The 13,740-nt window shown below is 58.2% G+C and carries 13 protein-coding genes and 1 tRNA gene; 3 read left to right on the top strand and 11 right to left on the bottom strand.

Annotation, left to right across the window (positions count from 1 at the left end; all coding sequences use genetic code 11):
• Positions 1-987 precede the first annotated feature (987 nt).
• The 8 genes from Q6A48_RS15075 to dapA form a co-directional block, all read right to left on the bottom strand.
• Positions 988-2,067 carry a DNA cytosine methyltransferase gene (locus Q6A48_RS15075; RefSeq protein ID WP_304554902.1) on the bottom strand — a complete coding sequence of 360 codons (1,080 nt, stop codon included), beginning with the start codon at positions 2,065-2,067 and terminating at the stop codon, positions 988-990.
• The gene (locus Q6A48_RS15070) at positions 2,067-2,780 is read right to left on the bottom strand and encodes an MAE_28990/MAE_18760 family HEPN-like nuclease (RefSeq protein ID WP_304554901.1); all 714 of its coding nucleotides are present in this window, start codon (positions 2,778-2,780) and stop codon (positions 2,067-2,069) included. The genes Q6A48_RS15075 and Q6A48_RS15070 overlap by 1 nt, the downstream gene beginning before the upstream one ends.
• Complete coding sequence (locus Q6A48_RS15065) at positions 2,777-3,874, bottom strand: DUF262 domain-containing protein (RefSeq protein ID WP_304554900.1); 1,098 nt, start codon at positions 3,872-3,874, stop codon at positions 2,777-2,779. Before Q6A48_RS15065 ends, Q6A48_RS15070 begins: the two co-directional genes overlap by 4 nt.
• Before the next feature lie 301 nt (positions 3,875-4,175).
• Positions 4,176-4,265, bottom strand: a tRNA-Ser gene (locus Q6A48_RS15060).
• A gap of 83 nt (positions 4,266-4,348) precedes the next feature.
• A complete protein-coding gene (gene purC / locus Q6A48_RS15055) occupies positions 4,349-5,062 on the bottom strand; it encodes a phosphoribosylaminoimidazolesuccinocarboxamide synthase (RefSeq protein WP_181286686.1) in 714 nt (237 codons plus the stop codon).
• Positions 5,063-5,089: 27 nt separating this feature from the next.
• A complete protein-coding gene (locus tag Q6A48_RS15050; protein ID WP_042731975.1) occupies positions 5,090-5,848 on the bottom strand; it encodes an MBL fold metallo-hydrolase in 759 nt (252 codons plus the stop codon).
• A 4-nt stretch (positions 5,849-5,852) separates the two neighbouring features.
• Complete coding sequence (bamC, locus tag Q6A48_RS15045) at positions 5,853-6,968, bottom strand: NlpB/DapX family lipoprotein (RefSeq protein ID WP_304554899.1); 1,116 nt, start codon at positions 6,966-6,968, stop codon at positions 5,853-5,855.
• Between the two features lie 17 nt (positions 6,969-6,985).
• Positions 6,986-7,864, bottom strand: coding sequence for a 4-hydroxy-tetrahydrodipicolinate synthase (dapA, locus tag Q6A48_RS15040; protein ID WP_304554898.1), 879 nt, complete (start codon positions 7,862-7,864; stop codon positions 6,986-6,988).
• Positions 7,865-8,180: 316 nt separating this feature from the next.
• Between dapA and Q6A48_RS15035 the strand changes: the two genes are divergently transcribed.
• The gene (locus tag Q6A48_RS15035) at positions 8,181-8,741 is read left to right on the top strand and encodes a glycine cleavage system transcriptional repressor (protein ID WP_003184325.1); all 561 of its coding nucleotides are present in this window, start codon (positions 8,181-8,183) and stop codon (positions 8,739-8,741) included.
• Between the two features lie 10 nt (positions 8,742-8,751).
• Positions 8,752-9,225 (top strand): peroxiredoxin, encoded by a 474-nt coding sequence (locus tag Q6A48_RS15030; protein ID WP_304554897.1) that lies wholly within the window; start codon positions 8,752-8,754, stop codon positions 9,223-9,225.
• A gap of 122 nt (positions 9,226-9,347) precedes the next feature.
• On the opposite strand, the gene Q6A48_RS15025 is transcribed toward Q6A48_RS15030, so the two are convergent.
• Together Q6A48_RS15025 and Q6A48_RS15020 are read right to left on the bottom strand one after the other, a co-directional pair.
• On the bottom strand, positions 9,348-10,418 hold the full coding sequence (locus Q6A48_RS15025; protein WP_304554896.1) for an AI-2E family transporter: 1,071 nt from the start codon (positions 10,416-10,418) through the stop codon (positions 9,348-9,350).
• A 30-nt stretch (positions 10,419-10,448) separates the two neighbouring features.
• Positions 10,449-10,688 (bottom strand): sulfurtransferase TusA family protein, encoded by a 240-nt coding sequence (locus tag Q6A48_RS15020; protein ID WP_304554895.1) that lies wholly within the window; start codon positions 10,686-10,688, stop codon positions 10,449-10,451.
• Between the two features lie 99 nt (positions 10,689-10,787).
• Between Q6A48_RS15020 and Q6A48_RS15015 the strand changes: the two genes are divergently transcribed.
• Positions 10,788-12,221: a M48 family metalloprotease gene (locus Q6A48_RS15015; protein ID WP_047739241.1), complete on the top strand. Its 1,434-nt coding sequence runs from the start codon at positions 10,788-10,790 to the stop codon at positions 12,219-12,221.
• 75 nt (positions 12,222-12,296) lie between these two features.
• Here Q6A48_RS15015 and Q6A48_RS15010 read toward each other — a convergent pair whose 3' ends face one another.
• The gene (locus Q6A48_RS15010) at positions 12,297-13,727 is read right to left on the bottom strand and encodes a DegQ family serine endoprotease (RefSeq protein ID WP_304554894.1); all 1,431 of its coding nucleotides are present in this window, start codon (positions 13,725-13,727) and stop codon (positions 12,297-12,299) included.
• Positions 13,728-13,740 lie beyond the last annotated feature (13 nt).

Genomic DNA, 13,740 nt, shown 5'->3' with positions numbered 1-13,740 from the left:
GGAACGCCTGCCGCTGGCGTGCTCAGTGGAAGACTACGAAGCGCTGCTACCGTGGAATTGCACGCCTCGAATATATAGCTGAGTGCTCTGCCCATCATTGGTTAGGTGGGGTTCATGGAGCGCTTACTGAAGAGTGGCATGTTGGCAGATAACAAACACTTCGCCACTATTTGGCCTCAATGCATCATTCAACATGCGTACAACATTCGCTTTGCTTCTAGTGCTCGAATCAATACGAGTAGCTCTAAGCCCCGACGGCAATCGTTGCATAACTACATCGGCCAGCGGAATTGTCGGCAGGAGAATAAAGAATTTTCTTGCCAGAGCTTATAAGGTTTTTTGCTTCGCACAAAAAAATGTGCGTTTTACCGTTACCGGGCAGAGCGAGAGCCAGGTGAACTATCTTTTGTATCAAATATAGGTCCTGATCATTATCGAGCCGCAACATGCCACTCGTTCAGACCCTATGATCCGTCACACGGTAAGCTGGATAAACATTCAGCACAATTTAACTTCAGCTTACAGCGCTACGGCATCGAGCATGCCTTATTATTTTGATGCAATTGTTACAGAGCACATCGTTACTGAGCAAATGCTCCTACACAGACCAACCCAGTCTATTTCTATATAAATGATACAGCCACTATTTAAGATTTTTTGATTTCGCACCCCGAATCGCCTGCTTCTTACCCCATGAACTCCTCTCGCTCCTAGCTGATTCATCCAGATATTGACGTGATCAGCTACCGATCTCACCACCCTACAAGCACATGAACAACGAGTAACTTATCTAGGGGGCTCGATCAAATATATTATTGTTGGCCAGGTGAAGATTTGAGAGTTTTCATATGCCGATGAAATCTCAGACAAATATCTAGGGTGTGCAATGACTTTCTTAATGAAATTCCGGAGCCGGTGTTCGCAAGATGATCTCCGAACATAACATCTCCCCTCCAAATAATCTGCGTCAACACGCTAGACAAAAGATCATTTAGCTTTTTCTAGTCCATCTTTATGGGCTTTCACGTGCTCTATGATCAGCTCCCCTATAACCCGTCCCAGTGTTACGGGGACAGCATTTCCGATCAGCCTTCCAACCTTAGCAAAGCTCACCTTCTCGCCCTCCGGTATGAACGAGTATTCTTTGGGGAACCCCTGCAACATTGCTGCTTCCCTTAGACTAATAGCCCGATCTTGTACTGGGTGTCCAAATCTTCCATTACCGTATCCAAAACACTGTGTAGTGATCGTAGGAGCCGGCGCATCCCATTTCATTCGCCCATATACTGACGGGTACGTAGCACCAGTTTCTTTTGCATGGCATGAAGATCGTAGATCTTCCGGCCAGTCACGCCAGCTACCGCCGGGAACAGAATGCTGTATTCGCAAAAGGTTGGTGGCACTCAGTTTACTAGCTCGGTGAAGACGATCGTTGGGGTCGATTCCTCCCGCAACCAGCGGGGGAAGATCTCCGATTGTTTCCTGCACTGTCTTTTGCTGTAGGGAAAAGTCAGGAATACTTATTGGTCCCAGTTTGGATGCCAGTATCACCAAACGTTTTCTGGTCTGAGGAAGACCAATGGCATCACATTCGACAATGCGCCAGTCAACCCAATACCCCACCAGTCCCGCAAGAAACTCTTTGAATATAGGCTGTTGAGCTAGGGGAGGAACGTTCTCCATCGTCACAACATCAGGCTGAACCTCTCTAATTACCTTTGCGAAATGTTCAACCAACCGCCAATCTTCGTTACGCTTGTCGCCAGCATTTTCGCCATGTTTTTGCTTCGCCGCGCGCGAATATGTAGAAAATGGCTGACAGGGTGCACAGCCTGCGAGCAATTTATACCGTGCACCATTTAGCGACGCTGTGATAACTGCTGAATCAAGCGAAGCCACGTCTGCTTGCAAGAATTTCGCATTAGAATTTCGTTCAATTGGGTACGCGCAGGCCGGGTCAATATCAACGCCTAATTTTACGTCTATTCCAGCAGATTCAAGACCATACGTCAGCCCACCTGCCCCGCAGAAAAGATCAACCGCATGGATTTTTTCAAACTTTGACATCAAACTTGAACCGCCATATATTTTCTTTCATTCACAAATTTTTGAAATGCTTCGATAGCTAACTCCATATAACTGATCGTAATAATTCCAAGCTCTTTTATGTCCCCCAACGAGAGGTCCGCCGCACCATCTTCGAACGTTTTTCTGCCGTGTGCAATTGCATTCCGACGCTCTGCCAAAAATGTCATTGGCGTTTCGTCACCATACTTCGGTGCTTTCTGAAATTTGCGAGCAATATCGCCGGTCAAGCGAAACTGCACCCCTAACCTAGTAGCAAAAGTATATATCACGCTATCGGACCACGTACCCGACGGCTTCTTAAACTTTAAACGTTCGATCGGCGTTTTCTGCAACAACTGCAATGCTGCTTTATGCACAACAGCTAACCTGCTGTCTTCATTACCATCGAGTCCGATAGATGCATTTAAACGCAGCCACTCTTTAAGGGTTTGATGGGCCCAATCGCTCGGCGGGGCGGTTTTGACCGCCCGACCAACCTCGTCAATTGTACGGCTCATGACCGCCTCTACGACATTATAAAGATGAACAATCAAACCAGACTTCATTGTCATCACATGCCGTACGTTCAGCGAAACATCACCTACAGAAATAGACTCGCCGTCGAAAATTCTAAGTTCCAGGGCTTCGGCCAAATTAAGATGATAAAAAAATTCATCTTTACGCTCTGACAGTTCACGAAGTAGGGTAGTCATTGTTCAGTCAAGATCCTTACAACCAAATCAATACGCCCTTCCAACTTTGATCGGACATTTGATCCGTCCGATACAACAACAGCGTCAAAGCCAAGATTCAACATTCGCTCGGTCACGACATTCGGATCTATTTCAAATCCAGGATTTTGACGAAGAACTAATGCGGACCCAATCGCAATGGCTTCGAATCTCACCCGAGGAACGGTATTAGCTCCTGCGACTTTTCGAAATCCGAGTTCGAAGGTCTGAGCAACAAAGTCAAGCATACGGTAAAATTCATTCCGCATACTTTCGATGATGCCTGGGTTCTCCGTAGCAGACACGTTAACGACCTTGAGATAATCGTAAAGAAATTTCTTAGGACGGTCTTTGTAACCTGGGAATCGTCCCTGATCTGTTTCATACGTGTTGAGGTAGGCAAAAAACCTTGTGACCAGTTCTTCACGTTCACGCTGATTAACTGCCTTAGATGAAAGGGGGGTAAGGGCAGCGAATCGTTCATCTTCGGCCAGTTCTAGAATTAAAGTTGTAACAGGGCCTGGTAATGAACCTCTGCGAATTTCCGCTTCGTTGGCAACAGTTCCCATACGGTTGATACGTGCAAACATTTCAGCCCGGGTAGACGGATCTGTGTCAGTGTCCAGGATGATGGTCCGAATCGTAATATCTTCAAGCTTGTTCCGTCGGTCATCTGGCAGATCGTGAAACGCAAAACCGTTCAGTTCTGGAACCAGAACCATGTCACATAGACGCAGCCCTTCTCGAAGGAACGAGCGCATTGCCCGCATCCGTTGGGACCCATCAACGATCTCCATCCTGCCGTTGGAGGTCTGATAGAAAAACATGAAAGGGATCGGCAACCCAATGATCAACGACTCAATGAACTGCGACTTCTGTTCGTCAGACCACGCGAGATTTCGCTGATACTCAGGCACGAAATACCGGTCACTGTTGTCATCACTGAACCGACTGACATACATAGCTACTGGATATTCGGCGACTGTAAATTTGACCTGACGAGCGGCCACCGATACCGCATCCTCCGCCTGCCGTTTCGCTTCTTCCGTGAGTGCAACCTTCCGTGCTCTTGCCATGCAATTCAACCTCTCATCATCAAATCGAGAGCAACGCCGTAGAACCCTTCCTAGGCAACCCCCACAATGAGTCGATTGTACAGTACCCAATGGGATGGCCGACAGGACCGGTGCCCTGGAGGTGAGCCGGAGACATGCCGTGCATCTGTACCGGTTGCTTTGCGCAGCAGATTGGACATATGCGGGTCGATTGCATCCCCAAATATTACGCACCAGATTACGTACAATGGCTACGTACAACGACCAAAATGCAAAAACGAAAAACCCCTGCAAATCAATGATTTGCAGGGGTTTATACGTATGGCGGAGAGATAGGGATTTGAACCCTAGGTACTGTCGCCAGTACAACGGATTTCGAATCCGTCCCGTTCGGCCACTCCGGCATCTCTCCAGTGGCGCGCATCATACCAGCACATTCGCCGGAAGCGAACCCCCGAGCGAAATTTTTTCCGTGCTATCAGATGCTTGCGTCGATTACAGCGGCACGCCCAGGCGCTGGGCGACTTCTTCGTAGGCTTCGATGACGTCACCGAGGCCTTGGCGGAAGCGGTCCTTGTCCATCTTCTTCTTGGTGGCCTTGTCCCAGAGGCGGCAGCCGTCCGGGCTGAATTCGTCACCCAGGACGATGGAGCCGTCGCTGAACACGCCGAATTCGAGCTTGAAGTCCACCAGCAGCAGGCCGGCGTCGTCGAACAGCTTGCTCAGCACGTCGTTGACCTTGAGGGACAACTCCTTCATGCGCGCCAGTTGCTCGGCGGTGCCCCAACCGAACGCCACGACGTGGGATTCGTTGATGAACGGGTCGCCCTTGGCGTCGTCCTTCAGGAACAGTTCGAAGGTGTAGGGGTTGAGCTTCATGCCCTCTTCCACGCCCAGGCGCTTGACCAGGCTGCCGGCGGCGTAGTTACGCACGACGCACTCGACCGGGATCATGTCCAGCTTCTTGACCAGGCATTCGTTGTCGCCCAGCAGCTTGTCGAACTGGGTCGGCACGCCGGCGGCTTCGAGCTTCTGCATGATGAAGGCGTTGAACTTGTTGTTCACCATGCCCTTGCGGTCCAGCTGTTCGATGCGCTTGCCGTCGAACGCCGAGGTGTCGTTGCGAAACAGCAGGATCAAGCGGTCGGCGTCGTCGGTCTTGTAAACCGACTTGGCTTTGCCGCGGTAGAGTTCTTCACGTTTTTCCATGATGGGCTCCGCTTGCTAAGTAGTGGGCTAGGCGATATGTCGCCAGTCGAGCCCTGAATCTTGATCGGCCAGTTGCAGCCAGTCCGGGTCGCACCCGAGGGTGTCGACAAAACATTGCCGGGCCAGCTGCGGCAGGTTGTTCTTGCTGCTCAGATGGGCCAGGACCAGGTGTTGCAGGCCTTGCCAGCCCAACTCGGCCACCAGGAACGCGGCCTGGTGGTTGTTCAAATGTCCGTGCTCCCCGCCAACCCGCTGCTTGAGGAAGTACGGGTAGTACCCGCGCGCGAGCATGTCGCGGCAATGGTTGGACTCGATCATCAAGGCATCGAGGTCCCGGTAACTGTCCATCACCCTGTCGCAATACGAACCCAGGTCGGTCAGCAAGCCGAAACGCCGCTCGCCGTCGCTGAACACATACTGCGTCGGCTCGCGGGCATCATGGGCCACGCTGACCACGCTGATGTCCAGGCAGCCGATGCGCAATTGCTCGCCGCCGGCCACGAAACCTGCCGGCTCGATGGGCTTGCGCAGGCCGCCGAGGGTTCCACGGCTCAGGTACACCGGCAGATTGTAGCGCCGAGACAGCAAACCCACGCCATGCACGTGGTCGGCATGTTCGTGGGTCACGAGTATCGCGCTCAGTTGCGCCGGATGCACCCCCAGGCGCAACAGGCGCTTCTCGGTTTCCCGCAGGGAGAAACCACAATCGACCAGTACATACGTACCGGCGCTGGCTACCAGCGTGCCGTTCCCCTGGCTACCGCTGCCGAGAACGGCAAAACGCATCGGATCAGCCCAGGTTGTCCTGAATCACGCCCAACACCTTGCGGGCCACTTCGGCCGGCGCCACGGTGTTGATGTTCTTCTCGACGGTGACCTGGACGTTGTCGCCCACCTTGCTCAGGCGAACCTGGTAGCGCTCGGCACGGGCCTCGACTTCTTCCTTGTCCGGCTTGCTGCCGAACAGGCCACTGAAGAAGCCCGGCTTCTCGTCTTTCTTCTCGGCTTTTTCGGCCAGGTTGATGTAGTACAGGCCCAGGCTGCGGTTGATGTCCTCAACCCGCCATTCGCCCTGCTCCAACGCACGGCCGACGCTCGACCAGGCGCGGTCCAGGTCGGAGCCGACGTTGAGCACCGGGTTGCCGCTGCCGTCTTCGCTCAGGCTGACGCGGCTCGGGGTGTCGTAGTCGCGGGTGGCCAGCATCGAGACCGAACCACCTTGCTCGGCGGTACGGCTCATGCTGGCAAGCATGTCATCCACCAGGGCGGCATCGAGGCCGGTATTGACCGAACGGTTGGTGAAGGCTACGTCGGCGCTGCTGCCGGCGGGACGCTCGGCGCTGACCACGTAGATTTCACTGGTGTTGCGCTGCACGCCCGGCTCGATACGCACCCGCACCCGGGTTTCGGCGTCGGACGCGACACCGGCGGCGCTCAGACGCTTGCCCATGGCCGCGGACAGTTCGTCGGCACGCTGCCAGGTGGTGGTGAACTCGCCGGTCTGCGGGCGTTGTTCATCCAGGCGGAAACCGTTGTCCTGGAAGAACTGGATGGCCACGGGCCAGACTTCAGCCGGTGGATGCTGGCCCATGACCCAGCTGGAATCGCCACTCTTCTGCAAGGTGTAGTCGCTGGCATCGGCCACGGCCGACAGCGGCTGCGGACGCGGAACGACGTATTCGCCCTTGGCGGTGTCGTCGGCGACGTTGCGCGGGATCGGCAGCAGCGGATCCAGGCGCTTGGCGACATTGACGTCTTGCGGCAGTTGCATCGGTGCAGTCTGTTGCGCTTGCAGGTAATCGCTACCACGGTCGCGGAAGTAACCTTCCGGCCCCCAGATCCATCCGCAGCCGCTGGTGCTGGAGATAATCAAGGCAAGTGCGGAAAGTCCGGCCATTCGCTTCATGCGTTGTACTTCCTCAATTAAACCAGGACGCCGGACTGGCGCATGGCCTGCCGCAGCGGTTCATGACAGGTGTTGCTCAGCCAGGTGAGTGGCAGGCGGATACCTTCGTGCATCAGGCCCATTTCGACCAGGGCCCATTTCACCGGAATCGGGTTGGCCTCGATGAACAGGTCCTTGTGCAGCGGCATCAGTTTTTCGTTGATGGCCCGCGCGGTCTCGGCGTCGCCCTTGAGCGCAGCTTCGCACAGGTCGGCCATTTCCCGCGGGGCGACGTTGGCGGTTACCGAGATATTGCCCTTGCCACCCAGCAGGATCAGCTCGACGGCGGTCGGGTCATCCCCGGACAGCACGACGAAATCCTGGCTGACGCCATCGAGGATGGCCTTGGCGCGCTTCATGTCGCCGGTGGCTTCCTTGATGCCGATGATGTTCGGCACGGTGGACAGGCGGATCACGGTCTCGGCCTGCATGTCGCAGGAGGTGCGGCCGGGAACGTTGTAGAGGATCTGCGGGATGTCGACGGCTTCGGCAATGTGCTTGAAGTGCTGGTACAGGCCTTCCTGGGTCGGCTTGTTGTAGTACGGGACGACCAGCAGGCAGGCGTCGGCGCCGGCTTCCTTGGCATTGCGGGTCAGTTCGACGGCTTCGCGGGTGGAGTTGGCGCCGGTGCCGGCGATGACCGGGATGCGACCATTGACCTGCTTGACCACGGCACGGATGACTTCGATGTGTTCGTTGACGTCGAGGGTGGCGGACTCGCCGGTGGTGCCGACGGCGACGATGGCATGGGTGCCGTTTTCAAGGTGGAAGTCCACGAGTTTGCTGAGGCTGGCCCAGTCAAGATGCCCTTGTGCATCCATGGGTGTGACCAGTGCCACCATACTGCCCGCAATCATGAAACCGCTCCTGCCGGAAAAAGAGAGCGGTAATGGTACTGGCGCCAAGATGCTTGTACAAGCGAACTACCATTCCCCTTGGCGATGGTTTTCGCTACCCTTCAGGCTTTGATCGGTACCGATAAGCTCGTACGCCGGTTTCCAGCCTCCGTTTTCGTCGCCACAAGCCCTGATCCTGCGTCTGTCCCGGTCCGTTCCTGCCATCGTGGAACCCGGCGCAACCGCGGACACAAGGCTTGAGCCGTTCGTTCTCCAGGGCCTGGCACCGAACCCGGGCGACACCGGTACCGACCGCTCATCGCTTTAGGAATGCTGCATGTCCACCCCCACAGTCCGCGAACAATTCCTTGTTATCAGTGCCCTTGGCGCCAACCCCATGGAGCTGACTAACGTCCTGTGCCGCGCCAGCCATGAAAATCGCTGCGCCGTCGTGACCTCACGCCTGACCCGTCACGGCGAATGCAGTGCCCTGGTGCTGGAAATCTCCGGCAGCTGGGACGCCCTCGCCCGCCTGGAGGGCAGCCTGCCGGTGCTGGCGAAGAAACACGCCTTCACCGTCAACGTGGTGCGCAGCGCCGCGCTGGAAAACCGTCCCCAGGCCCTGCCCTATGTGGCCTACGTGAGTTCGGCCTACCGCCCGGACATCATCAACGAGCTGTGCCAGTTCTTCATGGACCACCATGTCGAACTGGAAAACCTGACCTGCGACACCTACCAGGCGCCCCAGACCGGCGGCACCATGCTCAACGCCACGTTCACCGTGACACTGCCGGCCGGCACCCAGATCAGCTGGCTGCGCGATCAGTTCCTGGATTTCGCCGACGCGATGAACCTGGATGCGCTGATCGAACCGTGGCGCCCACAAAACCCAATGTAAGGAAGCGTTCATGGCCGTTGCCGTCGACCAACCGGTTACCGATTTCCAGGCACCCGCCACCAGCGGGCAGACCGTCAGCCTCGCGGCCCTGAAGGGCAAGCAGGTGGTGATCTACTTCTACCCGAAGGACAGCACGCCGGGTTGCACCACCGAGGGCCAGGGCTTTCGTGACCTGTACCCGCAGTTCCAGGCCGCCAACACCGAGGTGTTCGGCGTCTCCCGGGACAGCCTCAAGTCCCACGAGAACTTCAAGTGCAAGCAGCAATTCCCGTTCGAGCTGATCAGCGACAAGGACGAGGCCGTCTGCCAGCTGTTCGACGTGATCAAGCTGAAGAAGCTCTATGGCAAGGAATACCTGGGCGTGGATCGCAGCACGTTCCTGATCGACCAGGACGGCGTGCTGCGCCAGGAATGGCGCGGCGTGAAGGTGCCCGGGCATGTGGACGCGGTGCTGGCGGCAGCTCAGGCCCTCAACAAAGGCTGAAATTTTCACTGCCTGTACTGGCGCCATCGCGAGCAAGCTCGCTCCCACAGGGGATTTATTAACACCACAAATCCCCTGTGGGAAGCTCGCGAGAAGGCCATAATCCTCACCCATCGATCCCGCTACAGCAACGGCGCCACCACCGGCTCCTTGCTCGGCCACGCATCCAGCACCGCTTTGAACAGCGTCGCCAGGGGAATCGCGAAGAATACCCCCCAGAAGCCCCACAACCCGCCGAACAGCAGTACCGCGCAGATGATCGCCACCGGGTGCAGGTTCACCGCTTCGGAAAACAACAGCGGCACCAACACGTTGCCGTCCAGGGTCTGGATGATCCCGTAGACCGCCATCAGGTAGATGAACTGGTCGCTCCAGCCCCATTGGAACAGCGCGATCAGCGCCACCGGCACGGTGACCACGACGGTGCCCACGTAGGGCACCACCACGGAAACGCCCACCAGCAACGCCAACAGCGCGGCATAGTTGAGCCCCAGCGCCACGAAACCGATGTAGGTCACGCCGCCGCAGATGAAGATCTCGATGACTTTGCCGCGAATGTAGTTGGCGATCTGGCGATTCATTTCCTGGGCCACCCGAGTGATCAGCGTCCGCTCCCGAGGCAGGTAGCCGCGGACCCAGCGCCCGATCATTTCCCGGTCCTTGAGAAAGAAAAACACCAGGATCGGCACCAGCACCAGGTAGATCATGATGTTGACCAGCAGCGGCAGGCTGGACAGCGAGAACGTCAGCGCCCATTGGCCGAACTTGCCAATCTGTCCGCGCACCACGTCGATGGTCTGCAGCACCTGCTCATCGGACACCAGGTGTGGATAGCGCTCGGGCAGCAGCAACAGCAGCGACTGCCATTTGGCGAGCATCCCCGGCAACTCGTTGAACAACGTCACCAACTGATGCCAGAGCAGCGGCACGATCACCACGATGAACAGCACCAGCAAGCCCATGAACAGGGCGAACACCAACCCGACCGCCACGGCGCCCGGCAGGCGCAAGCGCTCCAGCGTGGTGACCAGGCCCTGCATCAGGTACGCCAGCACCATCCCCGCCAGCACCGGCGCCAGCATGCCGCCCAGGGTGAGCACGGCGGTGAAGGCCAGGAACAGCAGGACAGCCAGGACCACCGCCTCTTCATCGGAGAAGTAGCGTTGAATCCAGTCGCGTAACACTTTGAACATTAAAAATCCTTAAGAAGCGCCATCGGTTGCTCAGGCTTTTTTCAGCCAGTAACGGTAAACGCCGTTCTCGTCTTCTTCGCGCAGCAGCGTATGACCGGCCAACCGGGCGAAGGTGCGGAAGTCACGCTGGGAACCTGCGTCCGTGGCGATGACCTTGAGCACCGCGCCACTGGCCAGCCGATTGAGTTCCAGCTTGGCCTTGAGCAATGGCAACGGACAGTTCAGGCCGCTGGCGTCCAGTTCGGCATCGTGGGCTACAGCATCGGTCATCGGTTCGCTCCGCGGCAGGGTCGTTGGGCCGCCTAGAATATCTGGTCCCGGGCCCGGTGTCCGGCTACAGTAGGGTCTTTGTCGACTAAGGCTTCGTGCATGACATTTCTGCGCCCTACCCTGCTGACGCTCGCCTGCCTGCTTGCCTCACCGGGCTTCGCCGACGACCTGCCGTCACTTGGCGACGCCAGTTCTGCCATCGTCTCGCCGGAACAGGAACACCAACTGGGTCGTGCCTGGCTGGCCCTGTTGCGCAGCCAGGTGTCCCAACTCAACGATCCGCAGCTCAAGGATTACGTTGAAACCAGCGTCTACAAGCTGGTGGAAACCAGCCAGGTCAATGACCGGCGCCTGGAGTTCATCCTGATCAACAGCCCGCAACTCAACGCCTTCGCCGCCCCGGGCGGGATCGTCGGGGTCAACGGCGGCCTGTTCCTCAACGCCCAGACCGAAGGCGAGTACGCGTCGGTGATGGCCCACGAACTGGCGCATTTGTCCCAACGCCACTTCGCCCGCGGCGTCGAAGCCCAGCAGCGCATGCAAGTGCCGATGATGGCGGCGCTCCTGACCGGCATCGTGATTGCCGCCGCCGGTGGCGGTGACGCCGGCATCGCCGCCATCGCCGGCACCCAGGCAGCCGCCATCCAGGAACAACGGCGCTTCTCCCGCCAGAATGAACAGGAAGCCGACCGCATCGGCATCCTCAACCTGGAGAAGGCCGGCTACGACCCGCGCTCCATGCCGACCATGTTCGAGCGCCTGATGCGCCAGTACCGCTTCGACGCCCGGCCGCCGGAGTTCCTGCTGACTCACCCGGTGACCGAATCCCGCATTGCCGACACCCGCAACCGCGCCGAACAGGCCAAGCCGGGGGGCATCGAGGACAGCGTGCGCTATCAACTGATCCGCGCACGCGTGCAGTTGATCTATGAAGAAACCCCGGGCCTGGGCGCCAAGCGCTTCCGGGCACAACTGGATGAAAACCCGAAGAACGACGTGGCACGCTACGGCCTGGCGATCGCACAAATAAAGGGCGGCCAGTTGAACGAGGCCCGTGAGAACCTCAAGCCGTTGCTGGCCAAGTCCCCCAACGAGATCATCTACAACCTGGCCCAGGTCGACCTGGACATCACCAGCAACAAGCTGGCGGACGCGCAATCGCGGGTCGACCGGATGCTGACGCAGTACCCGGGCAACTACCCCCTCAACCAGGTGCGCGTCGACCTGCTGCTCAAGCAGAACCGCCCCGCCGATGCCGAGAAGGCCCTGGAAACGCTGCTCAAGTCCCGTCCGGACGATCCGGACGTCTGGTACATGGTGGCCGAGACGCGCGGCTTGTCGGGCAATATCATCGGCCTGCACCAGGCGCGCGCCGAGTACTTCGCCCTGGTTGGCGACTACCGCCAGGCCATTCAGCAACTGGACTTCGCCAAACGCCGCGCTGGCACCAATTTCCCGCTGTCGTCACGCATCGACGCCCGGCAACGGGAGCTCATGGAGCAGGAGCGCATGGTCAAGGACATGATGGGCTAAGGGCCTGCGGGACTATTCGCAGACAATAAAAAACCGCCTCTCTCGAGGCGGTTTTTTATTGAGCACCCTAACCGGTCATTCGGCCAGCTTGAAGGTGATGAAGCTGGCGCGCCCCTGGCGCAGGACCCGCATCGACACCGAACGATTCTTCGGCAACGCCTTGGCGATATCGGTGAACTCCTTGGCGGAACCGATGGCCTGGTTGTTCAGGTGGGTGATGATGTCGCCCGGCTGCAAGCCGATCAGGGCCGCAGGACCATCCTGCACTTCCTTGATCACGACGCCGCCCTGGAGCTCCAGGGTGCGCTTTTGCTCTTCGGTCAGCTCGGCCACTGCCACGCCCAGGCGATTGCTGCTGCGCTCGACGCCGGACTTAGGCTGCGAATCCAGCTCCTTGCCTTCCTCGGGAATGGCCCCGACGGTCAGCTCGACATTCTTACGCTTGCCTTCGCGGATGACTTCCAGGTTGGCCTTGGCACCGGCCTTGAGGGCTCCGACCAGGTGCGGCAGGTCGGCGGACATGATGATCGGCTGGCCGTTCATGCTCAGGATCACGTCACCCACTTGCAGGCCACCCTTGGCTGCCGGCCCGCCTTCCTGGATCTGCGCCACCAGCGCGCCGGCGGGTTTCTCCAGCCCGAACGACTCGGCCAGGTCCTTGTTCACTTCCTGGATGACCACGCCCAACCAGCCGCGGCTGACCTTGCCCTCGCTTTTCAGCTGGCTCGACACGTCCATGGCGACGTCGATCGGAATGGCGAAGGACACGCCCATGAAGCCGCCCGAACGGGTGTAGATCTGCGAGTTGATACCCACTACTTCACCGTCGAGGTTGAACAGCGGGCCGCCGGAGTTGCCGGGGTTGATCGGCACGTCGGTCTGGATGAACGGCACGTAGTTCTCGTTCGGCAGGCTGCGCCCGATGGCGCTGACAATGCCTTGGGTCACGGTGTGGTCGAAACCGAACGGCGAACCGATCGCGACGACCCATTGGCCGGCCTTCAGGTCCTGGGATTTGCCCAGCTTGAGCACGGGCAGGTCCTTGCCTTCGATTTTCAGCAACGCCACGTCGGAACGTGGATCAGTGCCGACCAGCTTGGCCTTGAGCTCACTGCGATCGGCCAGGCGCACCAGGATTTCATCGGCATCGGCGATCACGTGGTTGTTGGTCAGGATGTAGCCGTCAGGCGAAATGATGAAGCCTGAGCCCAAGGATTGCGCCTCACGCTGGCGGCCACCACCTGGCGAGCGCGGCTGCGGCGGCATCCCGCGCTCGAAGAACTCGCGCAGCATCGGCGGCAGGCCTTCGAGGTCCGGCATCTGCTGGTCCGATACCCGGCGATCCGGCAGCTTCTGGGTCGTACTGATGTTCACCACCGCGGGCGACGCCTGCTGGACCAACTGCGTGAAATCAGGCAACTCGGCCGCCACGGCAGGGACGGCCTGGCCGAGCACAAGCACGGTGGCAAAGATGGAGAGATAGGTTTTCAAGCGTGGTATCGACATACGGCTCCCGTTA

Source organism: Pseudomonas citrullilanati (genome assembly GCF_030580855.1).
Lineage (GTDB): Bacteria > Pseudomonadota > Gammaproteobacteria > Pseudomonadales > Pseudomonadaceae > Aquipseudomonas > Aquipseudomonas citrulli.
The sequence above is the reverse complement of the archived record's forward strand: the minus strand, read 5'-3'. Positions and strand labels throughout refer to the sequence as shown.